This window comes from Saccharopolyspora karakumensis (assembly GCF_004349225.1).
Lineage (GTDB): Bacteria > Actinomycetota > Actinomycetes > Mycobacteriales > Pseudonocardiaceae > Saccharopolyspora > Saccharopolyspora endophytica.
Map to the genome: position 1 here is coordinate 64,769 of NZ_SMLA01000011.1, position 22,591 is coordinate 87,359.

At 67.5% G+C, this 22,591-nt stretch carries 35 protein-coding genes; 31 read left to right on the top strand and 4 right to left on the bottom strand.

The window, feature by feature from the left end:
• Positions 1-13: 13 nt before the first annotated feature.
• From rplB to map, 23 genes are all read left to right on the top strand, one after another.
• Positions 14-847: a 50S ribosomal protein L2 gene (gene rplB / locus E1202_RS10445; RefSeq protein ID WP_132682569.1), complete on the top strand. Its 834-nt coding sequence runs from the start codon at positions 14-16 to the stop codon at positions 845-847.
• 18 nt (positions 848-865) lie between these two features.
• Positions 866-1,147 carry a 30S ribosomal protein S19 gene (gene rpsS / locus E1202_RS10450; protein ID WP_093414191.1) on the top strand — a complete coding sequence of 94 codons (282 nt, stop codon included), beginning with the start codon at positions 866-868 and terminating at the stop codon, positions 1,145-1,147.
• A 42-nt stretch (positions 1,148-1,189) separates the two neighbouring features.
• The gene (rplV, locus tag E1202_RS10455; protein WP_132624362.1) at positions 1,190-1,603 is read left to right on the top strand and encodes a 50S ribosomal protein L22; all 414 of its coding nucleotides are present in this window, start codon (positions 1,190-1,192) and stop codon (positions 1,601-1,603) included.
• Positions 1,603-2,451 (top strand): 30S ribosomal protein S3, encoded by an 849-nt coding sequence (gene rpsC / locus E1202_RS10460; RefSeq protein WP_132624364.1) that lies wholly within the window; start codon positions 1,603-1,605, stop codon positions 2,449-2,451. Before rplV ends, rpsC begins: the two co-directional genes overlap by 1 nt.
• A 3-nt stretch (positions 2,452-2,454) precedes the next feature.
• Positions 2,455-2,874, top strand: coding sequence for a 50S ribosomal protein L16 (gene rplP / locus E1202_RS10465; protein WP_132624366.1), 420 nt, complete (start codon positions 2,455-2,457; stop codon positions 2,872-2,874).
• A complete protein-coding gene (gene rpmC, locus E1202_RS10470; RefSeq protein WP_132624368.1) occupies positions 2,874-3,116 on the top strand; it encodes a 50S ribosomal protein L29 in 243 nt (80 codons plus the stop codon). Before rplP ends, rpmC begins: the two co-directional genes overlap by 1 nt.
• The gene (gene rpsQ / locus E1202_RS10475; protein WP_132624370.1) at positions 3,113-3,388 is read left to right on the top strand and encodes a 30S ribosomal protein S17; all 276 of its coding nucleotides are present in this window, start codon (positions 3,113-3,115) and stop codon (positions 3,386-3,388) included. Before rpmC ends, rpsQ begins: the two co-directional genes overlap by 4 nt.
• Positions 3,389-3,536: 148 nt before the next feature.
• Positions 3,537-3,905 (top strand): 50S ribosomal protein L14, encoded by a 369-nt coding sequence (gene rplN / locus E1202_RS10480; RefSeq protein WP_010315405.1) that lies wholly within the window; start codon positions 3,537-3,539, stop codon positions 3,903-3,905.
• Positions 3,906-3,907: 2 nt separating this feature from the next.
• Positions 3,908-4,222, top strand: coding sequence for a 50S ribosomal protein L24 (gene rplX, locus E1202_RS10485; protein WP_132673941.1), 315 nt, complete (start codon positions 3,908-3,910; stop codon positions 4,220-4,222).
• Between the two features lie 2 nt (positions 4,223-4,224).
• The gene (rplE, locus tag E1202_RS10490) at positions 4,225-4,788 is read left to right on the top strand and encodes a 50S ribosomal protein L5 (protein ID WP_132673942.1); all 564 of its coding nucleotides are present in this window, start codon (positions 4,225-4,227) and stop codon (positions 4,786-4,788) included.
• Positions 4,789-4,791: 3 nt separating this feature from the next.
• Entirely contained in the window at positions 4,792-4,977 is a 186-nt protein-coding gene (locus E1202_RS10495; protein ID WP_132624378.1) for a type Z 30S ribosomal protein S14, read from the top strand.
• 243 nt (positions 4,978-5,220) lie between these two features.
• Entirely contained in the window at positions 5,221-5,619 is a 399-nt protein-coding gene (rpsH, locus tag E1202_RS10500) for a 30S ribosomal protein S8 (protein WP_132682570.1), read from the top strand.
• A 16-nt stretch (positions 5,620-5,635) separates the two neighbouring features.
• On the top strand, positions 5,636-6,175 hold the full coding sequence (gene rplF / locus E1202_RS10505; RefSeq protein ID WP_132673943.1) for a 50S ribosomal protein L6: 540 nt from the start codon (positions 5,636-5,638) through the stop codon (positions 6,173-6,175).
• A 2-nt stretch (positions 6,176-6,177) separates the two neighbouring features.
• Positions 6,178-6,576, top strand: a complete 399-nt coding sequence (gene rplR / locus E1202_RS10510; protein WP_165943816.1) for a 50S ribosomal protein L18 — start codon at positions 6,178-6,180, stop codon at positions 6,574-6,576.
• Positions 6,577-6,611: 35 nt separating this feature from the next.
• Positions 6,612-7,226: a 30S ribosomal protein S5 gene (gene rpsE / locus E1202_RS10515; protein WP_132673945.1), complete on the top strand. Its 615-nt coding sequence runs from the start codon at positions 6,612-6,614 to the stop codon at positions 7,224-7,226.
• Positions 7,227-7,231: 5 nt separating this feature from the next.
• A complete protein-coding gene (gene rpmD, locus E1202_RS10520; RefSeq protein ID WP_132624388.1) occupies positions 7,232-7,414 on the top strand; it encodes a 50S ribosomal protein L30 in 183 nt (60 codons plus the stop codon).
• A 1-nt stretch (position 7,415) separates the two neighbouring features.
• Complete coding sequence (gene rplO / locus E1202_RS10525) at positions 7,416-7,865, top strand: 50S ribosomal protein L15 (protein ID WP_132624390.1); 450 nt, start codon at positions 7,416-7,418, stop codon at positions 7,863-7,865.
• A gap of 327 nt (positions 7,866-8,192) precedes the next feature.
• A complete protein-coding gene (locus E1202_RS10530; RefSeq protein ID WP_132682572.1) occupies positions 8,193-8,684 on the top strand; it encodes a hypothetical protein in 492 nt (163 codons plus the stop codon).
• Positions 8,685-8,696: 12 nt separating this feature from the next.
• On the top strand, positions 8,697-9,350 hold the full coding sequence (locus tag E1202_RS10535; RefSeq protein ID WP_132682574.1) for a hypothetical protein: 654 nt from the start codon (positions 8,697-8,699) through the stop codon (positions 9,348-9,350).
• Positions 9,351-9,622: 272 nt separating this feature from the next.
• Positions 9,623-10,219, top strand: a complete 597-nt coding sequence (locus tag E1202_RS10540; RefSeq protein ID WP_235878009.1) for a hypothetical protein — start codon at positions 9,623-9,625, stop codon at positions 10,217-10,219.
• Between the two features lie 286 nt (positions 10,220-10,505).
• Positions 10,506-11,819, top strand: a complete 1,314-nt coding sequence (gene secY / locus E1202_RS10545) for a preprotein translocase subunit SecY (RefSeq protein WP_132624410.1) — start codon at positions 10,506-10,508, stop codon at positions 11,817-11,819.
• A 194-nt stretch (positions 11,820-12,013) separates the two neighbouring features.
• Positions 12,014-12,568: an adenylate kinase gene (locus E1202_RS10550; RefSeq protein ID WP_132682576.1), complete on the top strand. Its 555-nt coding sequence runs from the start codon at positions 12,014-12,016 to the stop codon at positions 12,566-12,568.
• A gap of 97 nt (positions 12,569-12,665) precedes the next feature.
• Positions 12,666-13,460 carry a type I methionyl aminopeptidase gene (gene map / locus E1202_RS10555; RefSeq protein ID WP_132682578.1) on the top strand — a complete coding sequence of 265 codons (795 nt, stop codon included), beginning with the start codon at positions 12,666-12,668 and terminating at the stop codon, positions 13,458-13,460.
• Positions 13,461-13,464: 4 nt separating this feature from the next.
• On the opposite strand, the gene E1202_RS10560 is transcribed toward map, so the two are convergent.
• Positions 13,465-14,061: a class I SAM-dependent methyltransferase gene (locus E1202_RS10560; RefSeq protein WP_235878011.1), complete on the bottom strand. Its 597-nt coding sequence runs from the start codon at positions 14,059-14,061 to the stop codon at positions 13,465-13,467.
• A 114-nt stretch (positions 14,062-14,175) separates the two neighbouring features.
• Positions 14,176-14,814 carry a class I SAM-dependent methyltransferase gene (locus tag E1202_RS10565; RefSeq protein ID WP_328590969.1) on the bottom strand — a complete coding sequence of 213 codons (639 nt, stop codon included), beginning with the start codon at positions 14,812-14,814 and terminating at the stop codon, positions 14,176-14,178.
• A 370-nt stretch (positions 14,815-15,184) separates the two neighbouring features.
• On the opposite strand from E1202_RS10565, the gene infA reads away from it, so the two are divergent.
• From infA to truA, 8 genes are all read left to right on the top strand, one after another.
• Positions 15,185-15,406 carry a translation initiation factor IF-1 gene (infA, locus tag E1202_RS10570; protein ID WP_009948665.1) on the top strand — a complete coding sequence of 74 codons (222 nt, stop codon included), beginning with the start codon at positions 15,185-15,187 and terminating at the stop codon, positions 15,404-15,406.
• A 53-nt stretch (positions 15,407-15,459) separates the two neighbouring features.
• Positions 15,460-15,573 carry a 50S ribosomal protein L36 gene (gene rpmJ / locus E1202_RS10575; protein WP_010315372.1) on the top strand — a complete coding sequence of 38 codons (114 nt, stop codon included), beginning with the start codon at positions 15,460-15,462 and terminating at the stop codon, positions 15,571-15,573.
• A 167-nt stretch (positions 15,574-15,740) separates the two neighbouring features.
• Entirely contained in the window at positions 15,741-16,121 is a 381-nt protein-coding gene (rpsM, locus tag E1202_RS10580) for a 30S ribosomal protein S13 (RefSeq protein WP_093414155.1), read from the top strand.
• 25 nt (positions 16,122-16,146) lie between these two features.
• Complete coding sequence (gene rpsK, locus E1202_RS10585; protein WP_093414154.1) at positions 16,147-16,551, top strand: 30S ribosomal protein S11; 405 nt, start codon at positions 16,147-16,149, stop codon at positions 16,549-16,551.
• A 27-nt stretch (positions 16,552-16,578) separates the two neighbouring features.
• Positions 16,579-17,184: a 30S ribosomal protein S4 gene (rpsD, locus tag E1202_RS10590; RefSeq protein ID WP_132624414.1), complete on the top strand. Its 606-nt coding sequence runs from the start codon at positions 16,579-16,581 to the stop codon at positions 17,182-17,184.
• A gap of 151 nt (positions 17,185-17,335) precedes the next feature.
• Positions 17,336-18,418, top strand: a complete 1,083-nt coding sequence (locus E1202_RS10595) for a DNA-directed RNA polymerase subunit alpha (protein WP_132624416.1) — start codon at positions 17,336-17,338, stop codon at positions 18,416-18,418.
• Positions 18,419-18,468: 50 nt separating this feature from the next.
• Complete coding sequence (gene rplQ, locus E1202_RS10600) at positions 18,469-18,990, top strand: 50S ribosomal protein L17 (RefSeq protein WP_132682580.1); 522 nt, start codon at positions 18,469-18,471, stop codon at positions 18,988-18,990.
• 17 nt (positions 18,991-19,007) lie between these two features.
• Positions 19,008-19,889 carry a tRNA pseudouridine(38-40) synthase TruA gene (gene truA / locus E1202_RS10605; RefSeq protein WP_132682581.1) on the top strand — a complete coding sequence of 294 codons (882 nt, stop codon included), beginning with the start codon at positions 19,008-19,010 and terminating at the stop codon, positions 19,887-19,889.
• Positions 19,890-20,503: 614 nt separating this feature from the next.
• Here truA and E1202_RS10610 read toward each other — a convergent pair.
• Both E1202_RS10610 and eccE read right to left on the bottom strand, forming a co-directional pair.
• On the bottom strand, positions 20,504-21,235 hold the full coding sequence (locus E1202_RS10610) for a hypothetical protein (protein WP_132682583.1): 732 nt from the start codon (positions 21,233-21,235) through the stop codon (positions 20,504-20,506).
• Positions 21,232-22,545 carry a type VII secretion protein EccE gene (gene eccE, locus E1202_RS10615; protein ID WP_132682585.1) on the bottom strand — a complete coding sequence of 438 codons (1,314 nt, stop codon included), beginning with the start codon at positions 22,543-22,545 and terminating at the stop codon, positions 21,232-21,234. Before eccE ends, E1202_RS10610 begins: the two co-directional genes overlap by 4 nt.
• Positions 22,546-22,591: the final 46 nt, after the last annotated feature.

The window sequence follows — 22,591 nt, forward strand, 5'->3', positions numbered from 1 at the left end:
GGTTGCTTTAGAAATGGGCATTCGCAAGTACAAGCCGACGACGCCTGGCCGTCGTGGCTCGAGCGTGTCCGACTTCGCCGAGATCACCCGGACGGAGCCGGAGAAGTCGTTGATCGTCCCGCTGAATCGCAAGGCGGGCCGCAACGCTCAGGGCAAGATCACCACGCGGCACAAGGGTGGCGGTCACAAGCGGGCCTACCGCCTGATCGACTTCCGCCGCAACGACAAGGACGGTGTGCCGGCCAAGGTCGCGCACATCGAGTACGACCCGAACCGCAGCGCTCGGATCGCGCTCCTGCACTACGCCGACGGCGAGAAGCGATACATCGTCGCGCCGAACGGTGTGAAGCAGGGCGACCCGATCGAGAGCGGCGCTCGGGCCGACATCAAGCCGGGTAACAACCTGCCGCTGCGCAACATCCCCACCGGTACCGTGATCCACGCGATCGAGCTCCGCCCCGGTCAGGGCGCGAAGATCGCTCGCTCGGCCGGTGCCCGGGTGCAGCTGGTGGCCAAGGACGGCCCGTACGCCCAGCTGCGGATGCCTTCGGGCGAGATCCGCAACGTGGACGCGCGCTGCCGTGCCACCGTCGGCGAGGTCGGCAACTCGGAGCACGCCAACATCAACTGGGGCAAGGCCGGCCGCATGCGGTGGAAGGGCAAGCGCCCGACCGTCCGCGGTGTCGTCATGAACCCGGTGGACCACCCGCACGGTGGTGGTGAGGGCAAGACCTCCGGTGGTCGCCACCCGGTCAACCCGAACGGTAAGCCGGAGGGTCGTACCCGTCTCAGCAAGCCGAGTGACAAGCTCATCGTCCGCCGCCGGCGTACCGGCAAGAAGCGCTGAGCAGGGAGGTAAGCAAACATGCCACGCAGCCTGAAGAAGGGCCCGTTCGTGGACGACCACCTGCTCAAGAAGGTGGACGCGCTTAACGAGTCGGGCAAGAAGACCGTGATCAAGACCTGGTCCCGTCGGTCGACGATCATTCCGGACATGCTGGGCCACACCTTCGCGGTGCACGACGGTCGCAAGCACGTCCCGGTGTTCGTCACCGAGGCGATGGTGGGGCACAAGCTGGGCGAATTCGCCCCGACCCGCACTTTCAAGGGCCACGTCAAGGATGACCGGAAGTCGCGCCGCCGCTGAGCGGGTCTGTGACACGAACGAGTAAGAGCAAGGGGTAGCAGGATGACAGCCCGTTCCGACTCCACTGCCGCGGAAGCCCCGCGGGCAGTGGCGCGGGCCCGGTTCGTCCGCGTGTCGCCGATGAAGGCGCGGCGCGTGGTCGAGCTCATCAAGGGCCGGAGCGCCAGCGATGCCCTGGCTGTGCTTCAGTTCGCGCCGCAGACCGCCAGCGGTCCGGTGTCGAAGGTGCTCGCCAGTGCGATCGCCAACGCGGAGAACAACCTTTCCCTCGATCCTGAGACGCTGGTCGTGAACCACGCGTACGTGGACGAGGGTCCGACGTTGAAGCGGTTCCGGCCGCGCGCGCAGGGTCGTGCGTACCGGATCCGGAAGCGGACCAGCCACATCACGGTCGAGGTCGAATCTCGGCCCGCGGTGACCAAGTCCCGAAAGAGCCAGAAGGGGAGTGCCCGGTAGTGGGTCAGAAGATCAACCCGCACGGCTTCCGACTCGGCATCACCACGGACTGGAAGTCTCGCTGGTACGCCGACAAGCAGTACTCGGAGTACGTCGCGGAAGACGTCAAGATCCGCCGGCAGCTGTCTCGCGGGATGGAGCGCGCTGGGATCTCGAAGGTGGAGATCGAGCGCACCCGTGAGCGCGTCCGCGTGGACATTCACACCGCCCGGCCGGGCATCGTCATCGGCCGTCGCGGTGCCGAGGCGGACCGCATCCGCGGTGCGCTGGAGAAGCTGACCGGCAAGCAGGTTCAGCTCAACATCCTCGAGGTCAAGAACCCCGAGGCGGACGCCCAGCTCGTCGCACAGGGTGTGGCCGAGCAGCTGTCCAACCGCGTGTCCTTCCGGCGCGCGATGCGCAAGGCCATTCAGTCGGCCATGCGCTCGTCGCAGGTCAAGGGCATCCGGGTGCAGTGCGGCGGACGTCTGGGTGGCGCGGAGATGTCGCGCTCGGAGTTCTACCGCGAGGGTCGCGTCCCGCTGCACACGCTGCGCGCGGACATCGACTACGGCTTCTTCGAGGCCCGCACCACCTTCGGGCGCATCGGCGTCAAGGTGTGGATCTACAAGGGCGAGCTGGTCGGTGGCCTGAAGCAGAAGCAGCAGGAGTCCGAGGTCCGTCCGCCGCGCGGCGGCGGCAACGACCGCAACGAGCGTGGTGGCCGCGGTGACCGCGGTGGCCGTCGTCGTGGCGGTGCGGACCGCGGTGAGCGCGGTGCAGCTGACAAGTCCGCCAAGGCCGAGACCAAGGCCGCGGAGGGCGAGCAGCCGCAGGCTGCGCCGGCTGAAGAGAAGACGGAGGGCTGAGACGTGCTCGTCCCACGCAGGGTGAAGTGGCGCAAGAGCCACGCGCCGAAGCGTAAGGGCTTCGCCAAGGGTGGCACCCGGATCAGTTTCGGCGAGTACGGCATTCAGGCGATCGAGCACGGCTACGTGACCAACCGGCAGATCGAGTCGGCGCGTATCGCGATCACCCGGCACGTCAAGCGTGGCGGCAAGGTCTGGATCAACATCTTCCCGGACCGCCCGCTGACCAAGAAGCCGGCCGAAACCCGTCAGGGTTCCGGTAAGGGTTCGCCGGAGTCCTGGGTCGCCAACGTCAAGCCCGGACGCATCATGTTCGAGCTGACCTTCCCGAACGAGAAGACGGCGGTCGAGGCGTTGACTCGTGCGGCGCACAAGCTCCCGATGAAGTGCAAGATCGTGTCCCGCGAGGGTGGTGACTTCTGATGGCAGCGGGTGTCACCGCATCCGAGCTCCGCGAGCTGGACAACGAGGAGCTCGTGCAGCGGCTGAAGGAATCGAAGGAAGAGCTGTTCAACCTCCGGTTCCAGATGGCCACTGGTCAGCTGCAGAACAACCGGCGGCTGCGCGTCGTCCGACAGGACATCGCCCGGATCTACACCATCATGCGCGAGCGCGAACTGGGCCTGACGGTTAACCCCGAAGGCGCTGAGGAGGGCGCGGCATGAGTGAGAAAGGACAGGGCGTGGAGCGCAACAGCCGCAAGGTGCGCGAGGGCTACGTCGTCTCGGACAAGATGGACAAGACGATCGTGGTCTCCCTGGAAGACCGCAAGAAGCACGCCCTCTACGGCAAGGTCATGCGTCAGACCACCAAGGTCAAGGCGCACGACGAGGCCAACTCGGCCGGCGTCGGTGACCGGGTGCTGCTGATGGAGACCCGGCCGCTCAGCGCCAGCAAGCGCTGGCGCTTGGTCGAGGTCGTCGAGAAGGCCAAGTAACGAACACCAGTGAACCGGCCGGTCGCCGGCAAGATCAGCGGCCGGCCGTTTCGCTTGTGGTAGTTGACCGCGCGTGTCAGGTCGGCAATTTGGCACGCCAGAGTGTGTCCGGGCACAAGGTTCGGGCACTTAGGGTCAGGAGTCATACGTGATCCAGCAGGAGTCGCGACTTCGCGTCGCCGACAACACCGGGGCCAAGGAGATCCTTACGATCCGTGTCCTCGGTGGGTCGGGCCGGCGCTACGCGGGCCTCGGGGACATCATCGTGGCGACCGTCAAGGAAGCCATCCCCGGTGCCGGAGTCAAGAAGGGCGATGTGGTCAAGGCCGTCATCGTCCGGCAGAAGAAGGAAAAGCGTCGCGCGGATGGTTCCTACATCCGGTTCGACGAGAACGCCGCCGTCCTGGTGAAGCCGGGTGGCGAGCCGCGAGGCACCCGCATCTTCGGGCCGGTGGCCCGAGAACTGCGCGACAAGAAGTTCATGAAGATCATCTCGCTCGCGCCGGAGGTGTTGTGATCATGAAGATCAAGAAGGGCGACACGGTCGTCGTCATCTCCGGTAAGGACAAGGGCGCCAAGGGCAAGGTCATCCAGGCCATGCCGGCGGAGCAGCGGGTCCTGGTCGAGGGCGTCAACCGGATCAAGAAGCACACCAAGGTCTCCCGGACCGAGCGTGGCGCGCAGTCCGGCGGCATCGTCACCCAGGAAGCCCCGATCCACGTGAGCAACGTGATGGTCGTGGACTCGGACGGCAAGCCGACCCGCGTCGGTCACCGCATCGACGAGGACGGCAAGAAGGTTCGCGTCTCGCGCCGCAACGGTAAGGACATCTGATCATGACTACTGCTGAGAAGATCGTCCCCCGGCTCAAGACCCGGTACCGCGAGGAGATCCGCCAGGCCCTGAACGAGGAGTTCAACTACTCCAACGTGATGCAGGTGCCGGGCGCGGTCAAGGTCGTGGTCAACATGGGTGTTGGCGACGCCGCGCGGGACAGCAAGCTGATCGAGGGCGCGGTTCGCGACCTCACCTCCATCACCGGCCAGAAGCCCGAGATCCGTCGGGCCCGCAAGTCCATCGCGCAGTTCAAGCTGCGCGAGGGCCAGCCGATCGGCGCGCGGGTGACCCTGCGCGGCGACCGCATGTGGGAGTTCCTGGACCGCCTGGTCACCATCGCGCTGCCGCGAATCCGTGACTTCCGCGGTCTCTCGCCGAAGCAGTTCGACGGCAGGGGCAACTACACGTTCGGCCTCAACGAGCAGTCGATGTTCCACGAGATCAACCCGGACAACATCGACCGCCCGCGGGGTATGGACATCACCGTCGTTACCACTGCCACCAACGATGACGAGGGCCGGGCGCTGCTGAAGCACCTGGGCTTCCCGTTCAAGGAGAACTGAGCGATGGCGAAGAAGGCGCTGGTTATCAAGGCGGCCCAGAAGCCGAAGTTCAAGGTTCGCGGCTACACCCGCTGCCAGAAGTGCGGGCGTCCGCGCTCGGTGTTCCGCAAGTTCGGCCTGTGCCGCGTTTGCTTCCGCGAGATGGCGCACGCGGGCGAGCTGCCCGGCGTGAGCAAGTCTTCCTGGTGAGCACCCGCCTGCTTCGGGGTCCCGGTTGCCCGGTCTGATCCGGCGACCCTTACCCTGAAGCAGGCGCTACCAGGGCGTATGCCCACGCTCCGCACGCGAGCCGTGCTTGCGCACGACTGAACAGGGCCCCGTCACCGTGGCGGGAGACCCCGAACTTCGTCCAGGCCAGAGTCCAGACGCTCACCCTCCGGGTGGGTCGCGGTCCGGGCTCATCGGAACCAGACGAGAAAGGTTGAGCAGGTCATGACGATGACCGATCCGATCGCAGACATGCTGACGCGTCTGCGCAACGGAAACTCGGCATACCACGACGAGGTCGTGATGCCGCACTCCAAGCTGAAGGCGAACATCGCCGAGATCCTCAAGCGGGAGGGCTACGTCGCCGGCTCCCGCGTCGAGGACGGGGAGACTCACCAGAACCTCGTCGTCGAGCTGAAGTACGGCCCGAACCGCGAGCGGAGCATCGCGGGCCTGCGCCGGGTCTCCAAGCCCGGTCTGCGGGTCTACGCCAAGTCCACGAACCTGCCCAAGGTTCTCGGTGGTCTGGGCGTCGCCATCATCTCGACCTCCGGCGGTCTCGTGACCGACCGGCAGGCCATGAAGAAGGGCGTGGGCGGGGAAGTCCTCGCCTACGTCTGGTAAGGGAGGAGGAGCGGCTATGTCGCGCATCGGAAAGCTGCCGATCACCGTCCCCTCCGGCGTCGAGGTGAACATCGACGGCCAGGCGGTGACCGTGAAGGGCCCCAAGGGCGAGCTTGCTCACCAGGTCCGCGAGCCGATCGTCGTCGAGAAGGACGAGGACGGCGCGGTGCTGGTCAAGCGCCCCAACGACGAGCGGGAGAGCCGGTCGCTGCACGGGCTGACCCGGACTCTCGTGAACAACATGGTGATCGGCGTCAGCCAGGGATACCAGAAGGACCTGGAGATCATGGGCGTCGGTTACCGAGTGCTGCAGAAGGGATCGAACCTCGAGTTCTCCCTCGGCTACAGCCACCCCATCGTGATCGAGCCGCCGGACGGCATTCAGTTCGCGGTCGACGGCCCGACCAAGCTTTCGGTCAAGGGCATCGACAAGCAGCTGGTCGGCGAGATCGCGGCTCGTATCCGCAAGCTGCGCAAGCCCGACCCGTACAAGGGCAAGGGTGTCCGGTACGCGGGTGAGACCATCCGCCGCAAGGTCGGAAAGACGGGTAAGTGACCATGAGCGAGACAGCTACCAAGCGCAAGCCGGTTGGCAAGGACATCTCGACCAAGCGTCGGCTCGCCCGCGCCAAGCGTCACACGCGCCTCCGGAAGAAGATCCTGGGCACCGCCGAGCGCCCGCGTCTGGTCGTCACTCGGTCTCTGCGCAACATCACCGCGCAGGTCATCGACGACACCAAGGGCCACACCGTTGCGTCGGCCACGAGCCTGGAGTCCGAGCTCCGCGGCTTCGAGGGTGACAAGAAGGCCGTGGCCACCAAGGTCGGCGAGCTCGTCGCCGCCCGTGCCAAGGACGCCGGTGTCGAGAAGGTCGTGTTCGACCGCGGCGGCAACGCCTACCACGGTCGCGTGGCCGCTCTGGCCGACGCCGCCCGTGATGGCGGACTGGAGTTCTGACAAGTGCGTAAGAACGAGACTGGAAGGGACGCCTGATGCCTGGACGCACTCGGCGTGAAGGCGGCGGGGAGTCCGGCGGCAAGGACCGCCGGGACCGCCGCGACGGCGGCCGTGGCGGGGCGGCCCAAGAGAAGACCCCGCAGTTCGAACGTGTCGTGACCATCAACCGCGTCGCGAAGGTCGTCAAGGGTGGTCGGCGCTTCAGCTTCACCGCGCTGGTCGTCGTCGGCGACGGCGACGGCATGGTCGGTGTCGGCTACGGCAAGGCCAAGGAAGTTCCCGCGGCCATCGCCAAGGGCGTCGAGGAGGCGAAGAAGAACTTCTTCCGCGTCCCGCGCCTGGGCGGCACCATCACGCACCCGGTGCAGGGCGAGGACGCCGCCGGCGTCGTGCTGCTGCGTCCGGCCAGCGCCGGTACCGGTGTCATCGCCGGTGGCCCGGTGCGCGCGGTGCTGGAGTGCGCCGGTGTCCACGACGTGCTGAGCAAGTCGCTGGGCTCGGACAACCCGATCAACATCGTGCACGCCACGGTGGACGCCCTCAAGCAGCTGCAGCGTCCGGAGGAGGTCGCGGCTCGCCGTGGCCTGCCGCTGGAAGATGTCGCTCCGGCGTTCATCATGCGTGCGCGTGCCGCCGGGACGGGGGTCTGATCGTCATGGCACAGCTCAAGATCACTCAGGTGCGCGGGCTGGTCGGCTCGAAGCAGAACCAGCGCGACACCATGCGCAGCCTCGGCCTGCGCAAGATCCGTCAGTCCGTGGTTCGCCCGGACGACTCGAACGTGCGCGGCATGGTCAATGCCGTCCGTCACCTGGTGACGGTCGAGGAGGTCGACTGACATGGTCATCAAACTGCACGACCTGCGTCCGGCCCCTGGCGCCAAGCGCGACAAGATCCGCGTCGGCCGCGGTGAGGGCTCCAAGGGCAAGACCGCCGGCCGCGGTACCAAGGGCACCAAGGCCCGCAAGACCGTCTCCCCTCGTTTCGAGGGTGGGCAGATGCCGATCCACATGCGGCTCCCGAAGCTCAAGGGCTTCAAGAACCGCTTCCGCACCGAGTACCAGGGTGTGAACCTCGGCAAGCTGGCCCAGGCGTTCCCCGAGGGTGGCACCGTCGGTTTCGACGAGCTCGTCGCCAAGGGCCTGGTCAAGAAGAACGAGCTGGTGAAGATCCTCGGCGACGGGGACCTGGAGGGCGTCAAGCTGGACGTCACCGCTCACGCCTTCACCGGCAGCGCTCAGGAGAAGATCACCGCCGCTGGCGGCTCGGTCACGAAGCTCGAGCGCTGATCTGAGCTCTGTAGAAGACCCGCCATCCAACCGGGATGGCGGGTCTTCTCCTTTCTGGTGATTCCCACACATTCACGGACGCGATACCGTGTGCGCACGGGGAATCACTCTTGGCAGTTCACTTAGCCAGATCGCGATTCCCGCGCCGCGATACGTCGGAATCCCGCCCATCTCTTCAGCCGAACGAGATCCACCGAAGAGTTTCAAGCGAAATTGGGTTCGCGCAGCTGCTCTTCGATGGTGGTGGCCCCCTCACAGGACTCCCTAGCTTTGTCGACGCCGTTTCACCCGGACGGCGCTGATGAATCGAGGGAGGAGCGACGGCGTATGCGACCACGACAGGTGGGACGGCGTGCCGTCCTGGTGATCGTCGCGGTGTTGGCCGCGGTTGTCCCGGGAGCAGCGGTGGCCCAAGCAGGCGGGCCGGTGGCCCCGAAACCGGATTCGCACTGCAGCTATCACTTCAGCACCGGCGAGACCCTGTGCTTCACGACGCTGGCCGAGGCCACCGCGCAGTCGAGGGACGCGCGCGGGGACGTCATCCAGGCGACGTTGTTCGCCGACCCCAACTACGGCGGCGCGAGCTTCACCGTCTACGGCTCCGGCATGTGCGAGAAGGACGGTGTCGTCAACTTCCAGATCAACCTGCCCGACGACTGGAAGAACGTCGTCTCCTCGGTCCAGCCGTGGGGCGGTTGCTGGATCTGGCTGTACCCCGAGCCCGACCTGGGCGGCGAGCGCGACGGGCCGTTCAAGGAGAACACGCCCGACGTCGGTTCGATGCTGAACGACCGCACCCAGTCCGTCGGTCTGAGCTGAGGGGAACTCGCCATGCGAGCACGAACGATTCGCACCCTGGTGGCGTCGGCGAGCGCGTTCGGAGCGCTGGTCGTGCCCGTCACCGCCAACGCGACCGCTGAGAACGCGGGTGTCATCAACGCCCGGGGCGTCAACGCCGCCGAGGACCCTACGGTCCGCGAGCTGCTGGAGAAGTGCGACAACGGCACCGACAGCTGCGTGTTCCACCCGGCCGGCGAGCCGGAGTACTTCACCGCGGACGCCAAGCAGGTCGGCGACCCGGTCTACAACTGCACCCCGGACGACCAGCGTCACAGCGTCGCCTGGTCGGACACCACGTCGCAGAGCAACAGCGTCGGCTTGTCGATGACCACCGAGGCGGGCTTCGGCAAGGTCTTCGCCGTCAGCTACGAGCAGACCTTCCAGCACACCTGGGAGGAGTCGCACACCGAATCGCAGACGACGTTCGTCGACACCGGCTCGCACCAGGTGGGCTGGGTCGAGCGGGCGGCCCAGATGCAGAAGGTGCGCGGCACCTACGAGCTGCACTTCGAGGACAAGTTCCACGACCACTACATCTGGTACGTCAACGACTTCGAGGCGACCGGTCCCGCTCAGGACTCGTCGACCGCCGTCAGCCAGCACTCCCGGGACATGACCCAGGAAGAAGTCGACGCCTGCCCGTGACCGCCCACCAGGCCTGACCGGATTACCCCGGTATTCAGGCCCCGGATTGCGGCGGTAATCCGTCCCCCGAAAACGGCCGCAGTCCGTCCCGGAACCGGCCGAAGTCCGGTCCCCCCGAGAACGGCCGTAGTCGGGTTCCTGAACACGGCCGTAATCGGGTTCCCGACTACGGCGGTAATCCGGGTTCTGGCGGGTCGGGGGCGGGACGGGCGTGGTGCGGTTGTCGGGGCGTTGTTCGGTTGGTCGTCAAGTTGATCGAGAGGAACTCGATGATGAAGCGCATCGCGGTGAGCTGCGTGTCGGCGATCGGGGCGGCTCTGCTGCTGGCCCCGCCGGCCACGGCGGCCGATGAGCCCACGGTTCGCGAGCTGCTGGAGAAGTGCGACAACGGCACCGACAGCTGCGTGTTCCACCCCGAGGGCGAGGTGGAGCACTACCAGAACAGTTCAGAGGCGGTCGGCTCTCCGGTGTTCAACTGCACCGACAGGGAGCAGATGATGAACGTCGCCTGGTCCGACAGCACCGCGGAGAGCAACAGCGTGGGGCTGTCGATGAGCACCAGCTTCGGCGAGGTGTTCAAGGTGACCTTCAAGGCCACCTACGGTCACGAGTGGCGGTCCGAGCACACCGAGTCGCAGACCACCTTCATCACCGTGCGTCCCGGTGAGGTCGGGCAGGTCTACCACGGCCCGAAGATGCAGAAGGCCAAGGGAACCTACGAGCTGCACTTCGAGGACAAGTTCTACGACCACTACATCTGGTACGTCAACGACTTCGAGGCCAGCGGCCCGGCCGACGACCAGGGCGGGACGGTCACCCAGTCGACACGGGCGATGACCGAGGAAGAAAAGCAGGCCAACTGCGGTTGACCCCGATGTGGTCGTCGATCTTCGACAACACCGCAGGTCAAGCTGGGAATAACGGCAACCGCGCCGGACAGGGCGCGGTTGCCGCTGCTTGGCGGCGATGTTGCGAAACGTTGATCGTCGTGAGGGTTCGGTCGCTGTCCGTATCCAGCTCGCGGCCTGCTAAAGTCGCGCGGTAGTGCCGTGGGTGACCACGGCCTTGTCCATGGAGTTTCCCGCCGTGCCGGCTGGCGAAGCCGGCCGCTTGTTTTCCGGCCGGTTCCGACCGGTTCGCGTACAGGAGGTTCGCGTGCTCGGCGCCTTCCGCTCGGCTCTGGCAACGCCGGACCTGCGCCGCAAGATCCTGTTCACGCTGGGAATGGTGGTGCTGTACCGCCTCGGTGCGACGATTCCGTCGCCCGGTGTGTCGTACCCCAACATCCAGCAGTGCATCGAGCAGATTCAGGGCAGCGGCGCTCAGAGTGTCTACTCTCTTCTCACCCTCTTCAGCGGCGGTGCGCTGCTGCAGCTGTCGGTGCTGTCGCTGGGCATCATGCCCTACATCACGGCGAGCATCATCATCCAGCTGCTGCAGGTGGTCATCCCTCGCTTCGAGCAGCTGAAGAAGGAAGGCCAGTCCGGCCAGGCCAAGCTCACCCAGTACACCCGGTACCTCACGATCGCCCTGGCGGTCCTGCAGGGCACCGGCATCGTCGCGCTCGCGGTGCGCGGGCAGCTGTTCCAGGGCTGCTCGGTCTCGCCGATCCCGGACGACTCGGTCCTGAACCTGATCACGATCGTGGTCGTCATGACCGCCGGTGCGGCCGTCCTGATGTGGATGGGCGAGCTGATCACCGAGCGCGGCATCGGCAACGGCATGTCGCTGCTGATCTTCGTCTCGATCGCCTCGCGGATCCCCGCCGAGGGCGGCAACATCCTGACCTCGCACGGCGGCCTGGTCTTCGCCATGGTCTGCCTGTTCGCGGTCGCGATCATCGCCACCGTGGTGTTCATCGAGCAGGCGCAGCGCCGGATCCCGGTGCAGTACGCCAAGCGCATGATCGGCCGCAGGATGTACGGCGGCACGTCCACGTACCTGCCGCTGAAGGTGAACCAGGCGGGTGTCATCCCGGTCATCTTCGGTTCGTCGCTGCTGTACCTGCCGCAGCTGATCGGTCAGCTGGCGGGCAACCAGGACAGCTGGTGGGCGCGCTTCCTGCAGACCTACATCGTCGATCCGGCCAGCTGGGTGCACATCCTGCTGTACATGCTGCTGATCATCTTCTTCGCCTACTTCTACGTGTCGATCACGTTCAACCCGGAAGAGCGGGCGGACGACATGAAGAAGTTCGGCGGGTTCATCCCCGGTATCCGCCCCGGTCGCCCGACCGCGGAGTACCTGAGCTTCGTGCTCTCCCGCATCACCCTGCCCGGCTCGCTGTACCTGGGCATCGTGGCCATCCTGCCGATGTTCTTCCTGGGGCTGACCGGTGGTCAGGGCCAGAACCAGAACTTCCCGTTCGGCGGCACCGCGGTGCTGATCATGGTCAACGTGGGTCTGGACACCGTGAAGCAGATCGAGAGCCAGCTCACGCAGCGCAAGTACGAGGGTTTCCTCAGGTAAGGTGGAGCGTCCGGGCGTGTGCTGCACACGCCCGGACCAGCGTGCTTGCCCTTGCGCGGACTTCCGCATGGGCGTGTTCGCCCACCCCTCGTCAATGCGTAGGGTGGTTGGGATCGCAGCGCCGTCGGTACGGGGCGGCGCCGCGCAGCTCGTCAGCAGTTGGCGCGCGATGGTGAGGATTCGGAGGCAGACCCTTGGTGCGATTGGTTCTCGTCGGCCCGCCAGGTGCCGGTAAGGGTACCCAGGCGGCTGTGCTCAGCGAGAAGCTCGGTGTGCCGCACATCTCCACCGGAGATCTGTTCCGCGCGAACATCGGCAACTCCACGCCGCTCGGCCAGAAGGCCAAGAGCTACATGGACGCCGGTGAGCTGGTGCCGGACGAGGTCACCAACGAGATGGTGCGCGACCGCCTCGGCGACGAGGACGCAGCCCAGGGCTTCCTGCTCGACGGCTACCCGCGCAACACCGCTCAGGCCGAGGTGCTCAGCGGCATCCTCGGCGAGAAGGACCTCGCGCTGACCGCGGTCGTGCAGTTCGACGTCCCGGAGGAGGAGCTGGTCAAGCGCATGCTGGCACGCGGCCGCTCGGACGACACCGAGGACGTCATCCGCCGCCGTCTCGCGGTGTACCACGAGGAGACCGAACCGATCCTGGGCTACTACCGGGACAAGGTCATCAAGATCGACGCCATGGGCTCGATCGAGGAGATCACCGGCCGCGCGATGGAAGCACTGCGCAGCCACCAGTGAGCGTTCGCGCGGCCGGTCACCGATGGTGGCCGGCCGCCGCATTTCCCTCGCCGGGCGCGAACCGGCGTCGTCCAGCAATACTTCGAAGGTGAGTGCCTTGTTGCGTCGGGGTAAGGGCATCGAGCTCAAGTCGCGCGGTGAGATCGAGGCGATGCGAGCCGCCGGACTGGTCGTCGCTCGTGCGCTGGCGGCCGTCCGCGAGAAGGCCGTGCCGGGGGCGAGCACCGGTGAGCTGGACGCCATCGCCGAGCAGGTCATCCGCGACGCCGGTGCGGTGCCCTCGTTCAAGGGCTACCACGGCTTCCCCGGTTCGATCTGCGCTTCGCTGAACGAGAAGGTCGTGCACGGCATCCCGTCGGTGCGCGAGGTGCTCTCCGAGGGAGACCTGCTGTCGGTCGATTGCGGTGCGATCCTCGACGGCTGGCACGGCGACTCCGCCGTCACGCTGGCCATCGGTGAGGTCAGCGACGCCGATCGCGCGCTGTCGGCCGCGACCGAGGCGTCCATGTGGGCGGGCATCGAGAAGGTGCGCGCCGGCAACCGCCTCACCGACATCTCCCACGCCGTGGAGACCGCCGCGCTGTCGGCGGCTGCGGCGGACGGCCACGACTACGGCATCATCGCCGAGTACGGCGGCCACGGCATCGGCACGCAGATGCACATGGAGCCGTTCCTGCCGAACCTCGGCAAGCCGGGCCGCGGCCCGAAGCTGCGGGTGGGCATGGCGCTGGCGGTCGAGCCGATGCTGACCGGCGGCACCGCCGAGACCGAGGAGCTCGACGACGCCTGGACCGTCGTCACCGCTGACGGCTCCCGCGCTGCCCACTGGGAGCACACGGTCGCCATCACCGAAGACGGCCCCTGGGTCCTCACGGCCCCGGAAGAGGCCTGAGCCCTCAGCCCTTGGGGCGGCGGCAGGCGTAGACGCGCGCCGGCGGCACGTTGCGCCAGACGGCGCTGCGGGGGAACACCTCGTCGAAGGTGTCGTCGAGCGCGCCGATGAACTCCTTGGTCTGCGCGCGCCACAGCGTCGTCAGGTAGGTGACGGTGGTGAACACCCCGCCCGGGGTCATCACCGCGGCGGCCTCGTGCAGCAGCTCCCGCTGCTTGTCGCCGGGCAGCAGCGTCCACGGGATCGAGCTGATCACCGCATCCACCCTGTCCACGCCCGCGTCGGCGAGGAGTTTGCGCAGGTCGGAGGCGTCCCCGTGGATCACCTCCAGCCACGGCTTGGTGCGGTTGAGGTAGCGGACCAGCTCAGGGTCGATCTCCACAGCCAGATGTCGCGACCCGGGTGCGATGCGCTCCCGGATGGGATCGCTGAGCGCCCCGGTGCCGGGGCCGAGCTCCAGCACCGTGCTGGGGCCGTGGCTGGGCACGACGTCGGCGACCGCGCGGGCTACGTGCTCCGAGGTCGGCAGCACCGCGCCGACCTTCGACGGGTTCTGGACCGCGCGGCCCACGAACATCAGGTACTCGCGTGACTTGCTCACGGCTCTCCTGCCCTCCCCGGGTTTGATGCCGCCCGACCGTAACCGGTCCGCAATCGGACCTCCACGTCGACCGAAACTCGGCTTTCGCCTGGAAGTACCCGGTTGTCGGAATGCTCAGACCAGGGGACGGCGGCAGATGTAGTGCAGGATGGGCGGGAAGTTGCGCCACGTGGTGTGGGTGAGGACCTCGTCGAAGGTCTCGTGCAGCCGATCGCGGAACCGGCGCGCGTTGCGGGTGCGCTCCGCGGGGACGTAGGTCAGGGCTGTGAACGCGCCGTTGGGCGTGAGGGCCTTGGCCGCCTGGCCGAGGATGTGGCCCTGGGCGGCGTCGTCCAGCAGCGACCACGGGATGCTGCTGACGACCGCGTCGACCTCGTCGATCCGGCGTTCGGCCAGCACCGACCCCAGGTCGCCCGCGTCACCGTGCACGACCTCCAGCCACGGCTTGTGCTCGCGCAGGTGTGCGACCATGTCGGCCCCGAGCTCGATGCCCAGGTGGCGGGCGCCGGCGGGCAGGCGGGCGTGGATGCCGTCGGACAGCGACCCCGTCCCGGGGCCGAGCTCGACCACGACGGGGCTGCCGGTGCTGGGCACGACCTGCGCGACGGTGGCCGCCACGGCGGCCGAGGTGGGTGTGGCGGCACCGACCATGTGCGGGTTGCGGACCGCGGTGCTGAAGAAGGTCCGGTATTCGGCGAGCTTGCCGGTCAACGCCTGCACGGGGCTGCCGGTGGGCTGCTGCTGCGCTGTCACGCTGCTCCTCGGGTGTTTCCGGGGTGGGCGCGCCTCGACACCGGTGTCGAGGTTTCGAGTGTGTGGTCGAAAGTAGTGAGGGCTCGAAGATCGACGCAAGCCGCCGGTGGCGGCGGATGCGGTGTGAGCAGCCCCGATGTGTGGTGCTCATCGGGCTGCGCGTACGATGGACTATCGGCGCACGAGTGGCGCCGGTTCGTTGTGCCCGGAGCGTCCGTCCGCGCGACTCTGCTCAAGAGTATCCGGATCGGGTGGTCATCGGTATTTCGAATCGGATCCCGCGTGTGTCGGTCATGCGTGCCGGGGCCTCCGGTTCGTGTGGCAGGGGCTTTCGCCCCGCAAACCGTCACCGTCACGAAACGCGGAGGACATGGGCAAGAAGGACGGGGCCATTGAGGTCGAGGGTCGGGTGATCGAGCCGCTTCCCAACGCGATGTTCCGTGTCGAGTTGGAGAACGGCCACAAGGTCCTCGCACACATCAGTGGCAAGATGCGCCAGCACTACATTCGAATCCTCCCCGAGGACCGGGTTGTGGTGGAGCTCTCGCCTTACGACCTCTCCCGTGGGCGCATCGTCTACCGCTACAAGTGACCTCCACGGTGTCCGGGGAGACCTGGACACGCGTCCAACAGGAGAGCACGACCGTGAAGGTCCAGCCGAGTGTGAAGCGCATCTGCGACAAGTGCCAGGTCATTCGTCGTCACGGACGAGTCCTGGTGATCTGCGACAACGCCCGACACAAGCAGCGTCAGGGCTGACCGCAGACCACTGAGGTCGCAGCAAGCGGAAACTACAGAAGAACTCCCACGACCTGTCGGCTCGCGAGATGAGCCGGCTGACCTCCGGACCAGGCCGGGGCTCCGCACATCCCGTGCGGGGGCGGCGTGGGAGCAGACCTGGACTGACACAAGGAGAAGGAGCCGACATGGCACGGCTCGTTGGCGTCGACCTCCCGCGCGAAAAGCGCATGGAGATCGCGCTTACCTACATCTTCGGGATCGGCAAGACCCGGGCCAAGGAGATTCTCTCCGGCACCGGCGTCTCGGCCGACGCGAAGCCGCGTGACCTCGACGACGAGCAGCTGACCAAGCTGCGCGACTTCATCGAGGAGAACTACCGGGTCGAGGGTGACCTCCGCCGCGAGGTCCAGGCCGACATCCGCCGGAAGATCGAGATCGGCTGCTACGAGGGTGTGCGCCACCGTCGTCACCTGCCCCTCAACGGGCAGCGGACGAAGACCAACGCGCGTACCCGCAAGGGGCCGAAGAAGACGGTCGCCGGCAAGAAGAAGGCCGGGAAGAAGTAAGCCTCGCTAGGAGAAAGCTAAAGCTATGCCACCCAAGGCTCGCGCTGGCGCCGTCAAGAAGGTGCGGCGCAAGGAAAAGAAGAACGTTGCCCACGGGCAGGCTCACATCAAGAGCACGTTCAACAACACGATCGTTTCGATCACCGACCCCACCGGTGCGGTGATCAGCTGGGCCTCGGCCGGCCACGTCGGGTTCAAGGGCTCTCGCAAGTCCACCCCGTTCGCCGCGCAGATGGCCGCCGAGAACGCGGCCCGCAAGGCCGCCGAGCACGGCATGAAGAAGGTCGACGTCTTCGTCAAGGGTCCGGGTTCGGGCCGGGAGACGGCGATCCGCTCGCTGCAGGCCGCAGGCCTCGAGGTGGGCACCATCCAGGACGTGACCCCGCAGCCGCACAACGGCTGCCGCCCGCCGAAGCGTCGTCGGGTCTGAGCCGCGGGAAAGGAGTAAGGATCACCAATGGCTCGTTACACCGGTCCCGCGACCCGCAAGTCCCGTCGTCTCAAGGTTGACCTTGTCGGCGGAGACCAGGCATTCGAGCGTCGCCCGTACCCGCCGGGGCAGCACGGTCGCGCGCGCATCAAGGAAACCGAGTACCTGCTGCAGCTCCAGGAGAAGCAGAAGGCCCGGTTCACCTACGGCGTGCTCGAGCGTCAGTTCCGCGCGTACTACGAGGAAGCCAACCGCCGCCCGGGCAAGACGGGTGAGAACCTCCTGCAGCTGCTGGAGAGCCGGCTGGACAACGTCGTGTACCGCGCTGGTCTGGCTCGCACCCGCCGCATGGCGCGTCAGCTCGTCAGCCACGGTCACTTCCTGGTCAACGGCAAGAAGGTGAACGTCCCCAGCTTCCAGGTTTCGAAGTGGGACATCATCGACGTCAAGCCGAAGGCCCTGGGCACCACGCCGTTCCTGATCGCCAAGGAAACCCTCGGCGAGCGCCCGGTTCCGGCCTGGCTCCAGGTCGTGCCCTCGAACCTGCGCATCCTGGTGCACCAGCGCCCGGAGCGCGCGCAGATCGACACCCCGGTCACCGAGCAGCTCATCGTCGAGCTCTACTCGAAGTGACGCGTCCCGCCGGCGGCCTTCCACGAGGTGGCCGCCGGCGGTCCGCAACCAGCGGTGGCGGTGCAGGAATCCGTCGCCGGCCCGCGATCTTTCGCGGGCATGCCGTTCCATCGGCGTCAAATAGCGGGCGCCGTGAGGAAAGGAATACGAAGTGCTCATCTCCCAGCGACCCACACTGTCCGAAGAGGCCGTGTCGGAGACCCGTTCCCGGTTCGTCATCGAGCCGCTGGAGCCGGGCTTCGGTTACACCCTGGGCAACTCGCTGCGTCGTACGCTGCTCTCCTCCATCCCGGGGGCGGCGGTCACCAGCCTGCGCATCGACGGTGTGCTGCACGAGTTCACCACGATTCCGGGTGTGAAGGAGGACGTCACCGACGTCATCCTGAACATCAAGGAGCTCGTCGTCTCCTCCGAGGAGGACGAGCCCGTCACCATGTACCTGCGCAAGCAGGGCCCGGGTGAGGTCACCGCCGCGGACATCGTCCCGCCGGCCGGTGTCACCGTGCACAACCCCGAGCTGCACATCGCCACGCTGAACGCGAAGGGCAAGCTGGAGATCGAGCTCGTCGTCGAGCGTGGTCGTGGCTACGTCCCCGCGATGCAGAACAAGCAGACCGGTGCTGAGATCGGCCGCATTCCGGTCGACTCGATCTACTCGCCGGTTCTGAAGGTGACCTACAAGGTCGAGGCCACTCGTGTCGAGCAGCGCACCGACTTCGACAAGCTGATCCTCGACGTCGAGAGCAAGCCGTCCATCACGCCCCGCGATGCGGTGGCGTCGGCCGGTCGCACTCTCGTCGAGCTGTTCGGGCTCGCCCGCGAGCTCAACGTCGATGCCGAGGGCATCGAGATCGGCCCGTCGCCGGCGGAGGCCGACACCATCGCGGCCTACGCGATGCCGATCGAGGACCTGGACCTGACGGTTCGCTCTTACAACTGCCTCAAGCGGGAGGGTATCCACACCGTCGGCGAGCTGGTTTCGCGCAGCGAGGCCGACCTGCTGGACATTCGCAACTTCGGTGCGAAGTCCATCGACGAGGTCAAGATGAAGCTGGCCGGTCTGGGCTTGGCCCTCAAGGACAGCCCGCCCGGGTTCGACCCGTCCGCAGCTGCGGCCGAGTACCCCGCGGAGAGCTGGACCGCCGAGGACGAGGTCATCGTCGGCTCGGCGGGTCCCGTCGAGGACAACGGCTACGACGACGGTCAGGACTACGCGGAGACAGAGCAGCTGTAGCTGTGTTGCGCGTCCGGGGTTCACCGGCGCGCCCTCGAGAGGAGCAACCGATGCCCACCCCGACCAAGGGTCCGCGTCTCGGCGGGTCCCCGTCGCACGAGCGGCTCATCCTGGCCAACCTGGCCACCTCGCTGTTCGAGCACGGTCGGATCACCACCACCGAGGCGAAGGCGAAGCGGCTGCGGCCGATCGCCGAGCGGCTCATCACCAAGGCCAAGAAGGGCGACCTGCACAACCGTCGCGAGGTCATGAAGACCATCCGCGACAAGGACGTCGTGCACAAGCTCTTCGCCGAGATCGGCCCGTTCTTCGCCGACCGCAACGGCGGTTACACCCGCATCATCAAGACGATGCCGCGCAAGGGTGACAACGCGAAGATGGCCGTGATCGCGCTGGTGTCGGAGAAGACCGCCACCGCCGAGGCCGAGGCCGCCCGCGGCACCAAGTTCGCCGCTGACGAGCCGAAGGCCGAGGAGCCGAAGGCCGAAGAGACCGTGGAGACCACCGAGTCCGCTGAGGCTCAGGTGGAGACCACTGAGGACACCGCCGCCGAGAAGAAGGACGAGTCCTGATTCTGGCCGGTGATGCTGTGAACGAGCCCGTTGTTCCCGCTGGGGACGGCGGGCTCGTTCGCGTGCGCCTCGACCTGTCCTACGACGGGACGGACTTCAAGGGCTGGGCCAAGCAGCCGGGTCTGCGCACCGTGCAGGGGCTGGTGGAGGACGCGCTGGCCAAGCAGCCCCCGGGTCGCGAGGTGCCCAAGTCCGTCGTGGTCGCCGGTCGCACCGACACCGGTGTGCACGCGACGGGTCAGGTGCTGCACTTCGACGTCGTCCCGCTGGACCCCGAGACGCCCGGTCGCCTGGCGGTCGATTCGCGCGGGATCCCGGACCTGACGCGCATGGTCCACCGGTGGAACCGGATCCTCCCGCCGGACGTGCGGGTTCTCGGTGCCCAAGTGGTCCCTCCGGAGTTCGACGCCCGCTTCTCGGCGCTGCGGCGCCACTACCGCTACCAGGTCTCGGACGCCCCGTGGGGCGCCGATCCGCTGCGGCGCAAGGACACGCTGGCCTGGAACCGCCCGCTGGACGTGGACGCGCTGAACGAGGCGTCCCGAGAGCTCCTGGGCCTCAACGATTTCGCGGCCTACTGCAAGCCCCGGGAAGGGGCGACGACGATCCGCGAGCTCCAGCGCTTCACCTGGAACCGCGTGGAGGACAACCTGATCGTCGCCGAGGTCTCGGCCGACGCCTTCTGCCACTCCATGGTCCGCAGCCTCGTCGGCACGCTCCTGATGACCGGCGACGGCCGCCGCCCGGAGTCCCACCCGGCGGACCTCCTGGCGGCCCAGACCCGCACCACGGCGGTCGCCCCACCCCACGGCCTCACCCTCCGCGCGATCGACTACCCCGCGCCGGAGGAGCTGGCGCGCAGAGCCGGTCAGACGCGGGCCGTTCGAGACCTCTCCTGACCCTTCCGCGCTCAGCTCTGGTGGACGTTCCAGGACCAGTAGCCGGTTTGCGCCACCGCGTGCTCGTTCGTGACGAGCTTGTTGACCCCGGTCACCCAAGGCGGGTGGAACACCCCAGGCGATGCCGAGGCCGATCCCCGTCACGAGCAGCAGGGCGCAGCCCACGAAGTCCGACATCGCGATGGCGAGCACCACCGAGGCGGTGAGGGTGGGGATGCTCCCGATCGCGTAGGCGATGCGGTAGATGCGGCGCTTCCGGAGGGTGCGTTCCACGCTGCCGACGGCGAAGCTCACGGAGGCCCCGCAACGCGGGCACGTGACGGTTTCGCGCCGCTTGCCCCTGGCCGGGCGCTCCACCGGAACCGGAACACCGCGTACGGCGTGTGTTGCGACGTGAGGACGCCGCCTCGGACGCTCATCCGGCAGCCGAGGTCGCACGACACATCGGGCCGCAGTTCCGCTGGTGTGCGGAGTGCGCGCCACCGTCCCACGTCGGCCCCCTCCGGCTCCTCGAGAACGGGTCGTGGTGATCGTAGCGACGCGGAGCCGATTCCGGCCGTAAACGACGAATCCCCCGGACGACGGTGCGGCCGGGGGATTCGCGAGCGCGGAGGTCAGTCGCCTCGGCGGATGGGGCCGAGGATCTCCTTCTCCTTCTGGTTGGTCACCAGGCGGATCATCGTCCAGGTCATGTTGCCCAGCGCGATGAGCTGGTCGTCCTGGAGCTGCGTGAGCGGCTGCACCTGGTGGTTGCGCAGGCTCCAGATGCGCTGGGCGAGCTGGGCCTGGTTGAGCGGCAGGCGCTGCAGCAGGACCAGGTCCGCGGTGTTGGCCGCGGTGCCGCTGCTGACCTGCGGGTGCAGGTACGGCAGCACGTACATGGTCGTCTGCCACGGCGCGCGCGGCGGGAACAGTTCCTGCGGGACGGCACCGCCGTCGTGGATGACCAGCAGCGGGGTGTCCTCGGAGGAGCGCGGCAGGTCGAACGGGGCGAGCCGGCGGATCTGCACCAGCGGAACGGGCTTGCCGTCCGGGGTTTCACCGGCGGCGCGCTCCAGCATCTTCCACGCGGCGGGACGGCCGGTCGCGATGATCACCCACGCGCCGGTCGCCATCGCCCGCAGCGCGAGCTGGCGGGCCAGGTAGAGACCTCCGACGGTGACCATGCGGGTCGGCATCGAGCGCAGGATCGACGCCGCCTGGGCCTCGCCCTGCGGGTCGGATCCGATGATCACGCCACCGCGGTCGCCGGACGGGCTGATGGCGTCCAGCGTCTCCGGTGTGACGAGGAACTCCGGTGCGACGCCCTGGCTTCCCGGAACGTCGATCGTCCTGCTTCGGCTCATGCCGCACCTCCGAGCGGCAGCGTCGCTGCGTAGCCGGCCAGCTGCGAACCGCGCAGCGGCGTGAGGGTCAACCCGAGTCGGTTGCTGATGGCCTTCAACCGCGCGTCGGCGGTGTCCAGCTCGGCGGGCGTGCGGGCCGAGACCCGCACCAGACCGCGCAGACCGACCTCGTTCTCCTCACCGACCGGCGAGACCGACAGGGCGATGCTGGTGGACAGCGCCCGGATGCCGGTGAGCGCGTTGAGGCTGTCGTTCATCTGGTTCGGCCACGAGGTGATGGCGTAGCTGGAGTGTCCGACGCCACCAGCGGTGACGCCGTCCCAGCGCTCCTTGAGGCCGACCGGCCGCTGCGAACCGAGCACGCTGTGCAGCTCGGCGGAGGAGATGCCCGCCTGCAGCAGCTCGTCGGGGTCCAGCGGGCGGGCCGGAATTCCGCGCTGCTCCAAGGAAGAACGCACGCGGGACAGGGCGCCGATCAGCGCGCGCTGGGCGCCGAGGACGCCGCCGCCGCGCTCACCGATGGCCTTGGCGCACCGCTGCGGGTCGAGCCGCACGGCGATCCAGGTGGTGCGGCGGGCCGCGGCGGGAAGCCGACCCAGCACCTCCAGGTAGGAGTTCAGCGCCGGGGAGTTCGACGGCAGGGCCGCGCTTCCCGGGTAGCAGTGCCAGATGACCTGGATCGCGTCGAGCACCACGCCGCGGTCCTCGAGGCACGGCACGAGAACGCCCAGCGGCAGGTTCGGCGCGTTGTCCACGGGGTTGAGCAGCGAGGGGGTCGGCTCGACCATCAGCACCGCGGTCCACTTGCCGTTGTGCCAGGACATTCCGACCGGGTTCCGGTCGTGGTCCTGGGTGCGGGCGATCACGAGGTCTTCGACGACCAAGCGCAGCAGGGCGACCCGGTGGTTCTCGTCCGGGCCGATGATGCCGTCGCCGTCCTTGTCCTCAGCGGGTTCGGCGATGTCGACGTTCGCCGGCTGCGAGGCGCGGGTGTGGTTGCGGCTGCGGTACTCGAGCACCAGCCCGAACCACTGCGTGAACCAGCGGCCACGACGGCGAAGCAGCGCGATGATCAAGGCCAGCAAGGCGATTCCGCCCGCGATGGACCACATGACGGGGTCTCGCGGGTTGATCAAGAAGATGCCGGCGCCGATCCCCAGACCGACTTCGATGAGCACGATGTTGGCCGCCGGGATCCCGGCGAGCGTCACGCCGTTGATCCGCCGACGGCGCGCGCGAATCCGGGCGCGGGTCGGGTTGGCGGCCCCGGGAGCCTTCGGCTGGGCCGGATGTTGTGTGGGCACGGACATCCGTTCGGTCTCTCCCCCTCGCAGGTAGGTGCGGCGGACGCGTTCG